The sequence below is a fragment of the Pseudomonas sp. GM33 genome (assembly GCF_000282295.1).
Lineage (GTDB): Bacteria > Pseudomonadota > Gammaproteobacteria > Pseudomonadales > Pseudomonadaceae > Aquipseudomonas > Aquipseudomonas laurylsulfatiphila.
On sequence record NZ_AKJO01000129.1, the window covers coordinates 1 to 535 of the forward strand.

Consider the following 535-nt stretch of genomic DNA (forward strand, 5'->3'; position numbering starts at 1 on the left):
ACGCAGCAAGCGGCCGTCGCTGAGGGCGTACTCGGCTTCGGTGACCACGCCGTTGCCGGCGGTTTCGCGTTCAACCTGATTGCTCGGATTGTAGCGGATATCGTGGACCAGGCACTGTCCGGGGGGCGGGTTGTTCGCCGGTTGCAGCCAACCCGCCTTGAGCTGCCCGGCCACGGTGTAACAGAATTGCCGACGGTGGCCGCTGGCATCGACAAGGCTCAACAGGTCCCCTGCCGGACTGTAAGACCAGCAGCTCTCCAGCCCCACCCCGGGTTCAAGTAATGCATCACGTGCCGACTCGTCCAGCGGCCAATCGGGTGTGTCCAACTCCGTGAGAAAATGGCTGATTTCACTTTGCGCCAGCCCCAGCAAATCGTACTCGAGCATATGCCGGGTGCCGGCCGGATCGTCGTGGCGAATCATGCGGCCGCACGGGTTGCCAGGCCCCACCTGCGCACCGCCATATTCGAAACGCTCAACCACCCGCCCCGCCTCACCACGTGCCTGCTCCAACACCGCCGTCGGGCGTAGCGAG

At 64.5% G+C, this 535-nt stretch carries 1 pseudogene; it reads right to left on the reverse strand.

The features are described from left to right. Nucleotides 1-535, reverse strand: a pseudogene (locus PMI26_RS07135) (type IV secretion protein Rhs); the annotation flags it as partial.